At 72.4% G+C, this 3,066-nt stretch carries 3 protein-coding genes; 1 reads left to right on the forward strand and 2 read right to left on the reverse strand.

Annotation, left to right across the window (positions count from 1 at the left end; genetic code table 11):
• A partial coding sequence (locus tag Q7P21_RS20420) for a hypothetical protein (RefSeq protein ID WP_304180250.1) occupies positions 1–647 on the reverse strand: 647 nt, incomplete at its 3' end.
• A 141-nt stretch (positions 648–788) separates the two neighbouring features.
• Between Q7P21_RS20420 and Q7P21_RS20425 the strand changes: the two genes are divergently transcribed.
• The gene (locus Q7P21_RS20425) at positions 789–1,541 is read left to right on the forward strand and encodes a LytTR family DNA-binding domain-containing protein (RefSeq protein ID WP_304170781.1); all 753 of its coding nucleotides are present in this window, start codon (positions 789–791) and stop codon (positions 1,539–1,541) included.
• Here Q7P21_RS20425 and Q7P21_RS20430 read toward each other — a convergent pair.
• Complete coding sequence (locus tag Q7P21_RS20430) at positions 1,538–2,806, reverse strand: acetyl-CoA C-acyltransferase (protein ID WP_304180253.1); 1,269 nt, start codon at positions 2,804–2,806, stop codon at positions 1,538–1,540. The genes Q7P21_RS20425 and Q7P21_RS20430 overlap by 4 nt on opposite strands.
• Positions 2,807–3,066: the final 260 nt, after the last annotated feature.

The raw sequence follows: 3,066 nt of genomic DNA on the forward strand, positions 1-3,066 counted from the left end.
GCCACGACCGCACCGACCAGGACCGCCGCCACCGCCAGTCCGCGCCCCGGCAGCGCCGCGCCCATAAGTCGCCCCACCGCCAGGCCCAGCCAGGCGCCGGGCGCCAACACCACGAAGACCAGGGCCGGAACCCCGCCCAGGGCCGCGACCTGGATCACGGCCAGGGCCTCCATCTGGCTATAGGCCAGGCTGCCGGCGCTGCCGTGCGGCGACAGGGCCAGGACCAGGGTCTCGATCCCCGCCAGGAATGCCGGCAGGGCGAACACCGCCGCCGCCAGGGGCAGGCGCCGGGTCATCGAGGTCGCGAACCGCACGGCCCCGGCCCACAGCAGGACATGCAGGGCGGTGATCATCACCGCCGGGACCCAGCCCATGACGAACAGATAATAGCCAAAGGTGCTGGTCCCGCCGATCAGCCCCATCACCGCCCCCAGCGTCCAGGCCCGCCCCCGAGGACCGGCGATCGCGGCCGCCAGCACCGGGGCCGGGGCCAGCCAGGCGGCGGGCCACAGGGGATGCAATCCATAGCTCAGGGCCAGCAGGCAGCCGGACATGGCCGCCATGGCCAGGGCAGGCGATAGGGGCAAGGCGTTCGATGTGGGAGCGCCGGCCTCGATGCGGTCGGCAGGTGGGATCAGGGTCGACATGCGGTCCTCCGTAAATCAGAAGCCATTGGCGCCAGGACCGGCGGCGGATTTCGAGCCCGTCTTCGCCAATGGGCCAATGGCTGCGGCGGCGGGCGAAGCGGCGCGTTGCCGGGGCTTGTCCGGCCAGCCTAAGATCGCGCCATGCGCTTGAGCGATGTGATCAGCGATCCGACCCTGTGGGCGCGGCGGCTCACCCGGGCCACCGTCGTCGGCTTGGCTCTGGGGGTCGTCGGGCCGTTCGGCAGCTATCTCAATGACAGCCTGGTCGCGCGCATGGCCTATTGGACCGCGCTGCTCTGGCTGGGAACCCTGATCCTCAGCCTGGGCGTCGGCCTGGCCATGGTGATCGGCCTCCGCTGGCGCCTGCCCCGCGCCTTCGCGATCGGCGTCGGGATCATCCTGTCCTGCGCCCCGCTCGCCGCCGTCGCCGCCCTGATCGGCCGCACCGCCTGGCCACGCCACACCGACTTCCTCAGCCCGCTCGACTGGTACAGCCAGACCCTGTTCGTCGCCGCGCCGCTGGTCATCGCCATGCTGTGGTTCGAGGGGCGGGTCGCGTCGCCGCCCCCGCCGACGGCCGGCGCGCCCGACGATCCCCGCCTCCCCGCCCGCCTCCGCGACCAGGCCCTGTGCCTGCAGATGGAGGACCACTATGTCCGCATCCACACCCCCGCAGGCTCCGACCTGGTGCTGATGCCGATGCGCGAAGCGATTGCGGCGCTTGGAGGTCTCGAGGGCCTGCAGGTCCACCGCTCCTGGTGGGTGGCCCGTCGCGCTGTCATTCAGGCGACGCCGCTAGGCCGCGCCGCCAGCCTGACCCTCACCAACGGCCTCGTCGCCCCCGTCGCCCGCAACCGTATCGCCGAGCTGCGCGCCCGAGGGTGGCTGGACTAGGCGGCTTCCAGAAGCGCCATGGTCCCCTGGCCGCCGTCCGCGCAGATCGAGACGATGGCCCGCTCGCCCTTGCCCCGCGCCGCCAGTTCCTGGATCGCCTGGGACAGGATCCGCGCCCCCGTCGCCCCGAACGGATGGCCCAGGGCCACGCTGCCGCCGGTCGGATTGACCCGCGCGCGCGGAAAGTCGCCGAGATCGACCGCCACCCCGGCCTTGTCACGCACGAAGCCCCGGTCCTCCCAGGCCTTGATGTGGAACAGCAGCTGGGCGGCGAACGCCTCGTGGATCTCCCACAGCCCGATGTCGCCATAGGTCAGGCCGTTTCGCGCCAGCAGCCGCGGAACCCCATAGGCCGGCGCCATCAACAGCCCCTCATGGCGCAGGTCGATCGAGGTGATTTCATAGTCGACCAGCTTCACCCTCGGCGTCGCCGCGGGCAGGCGCTTCAGACCGGCCTCGGTCGCCGCCCACAGGGCCGCCGCCCCGTCGGTCAGCGGCGAGGAATTGCCGGCCGTCAGGCTGCCCTGGCCGCTGGTCCGGTCGAAGGCGGGCCTCAGCTTCGCCAGCCGCTCCGGGGAGGTGTCGGCGCGCGGGATATTGTCGCGCTCCATCCCCGCCACCGGGATCACCAGGTCCTTGAAGAAGCCCGCCGCCCACGCCGCCACCGCCGTCCGGTGGCTGGCCAGGGCCACGGCGTCCTGGGCCTCGCGGCCGATGCCCCACTGCTTGGCGGTGATCTCGGTATGCTCGCCCATGCTCATGCCGGTGGTGCGGTTGACCACGCTGGGGATGAACAGGCCGATGTCGGCGGGCCTTGTCGCCGCCAGCGCCCTCAGCCGGTCGCCGCCCGTCCGCGCCTGCTGCACGGCGCGGAAGCGGTTGGACAGCCGCTGCGACAGGCCGATCTGCACCTGGCTCATGCTCTCGGCGCCGCCCACCAGGGCCAGGTCGCGGCCCCGCCCGTCCAGCAGCCCCGCCGCCTGGAAGGCCCCGGCCATGCTGGTGGAACAGGCCATCACCGTCCCATAGGCCGGGATGGTGGGGTCGAGGCCGGCGTCCAGCACCACCTCGCGGGCGATGTTGCTCCAGGTCAGATTGGGGATCACCGCCCCCCAGACCAGCAGATCCGGTTTGCCGCTGGCCCGCTCAGCCATCGCCTGGACCACCGGGACCGACAGCCCGATGGCGTCGAGGCCCGCGAGCGGCCCGTCCACCTTGGCGAAGGGCGAACGCACCCCCGCCGCCAGCCAGATCTGATCGCCCATGCCTCGTCTCCCATTGCCACGCGCTGACCCTGGGTGAAGATGTGGTGGCCCTGCCTCAAGGCGCCAGCCCCAATGCCAGCCCTAAGGCCAGCCCCAAGGAGTGTCATGCGAAACGCCCTGCGCCTCGGTCTCGCGCTCATGACCGCCCTGATGCTCGCCGCCTGTGCGCCGACGCCCGCCCCGGCCGATCCCCAGACCGTCCCGGTGGCGCAGGGCCCGGACGCCAAGGCCTGTGCGGCCAAGGGCGGGCGTATCCAGCC

The sequence above is a fragment of the Phenylobacterium aquaticum genome (assembly GCF_947378715.1).
Taxonomy (GTDB): Bacteria; Pseudomonadota; Alphaproteobacteria; order Caulobacterales; family Caulobacteraceae; genus Phenylobacterium; species Phenylobacterium aquaticum_A.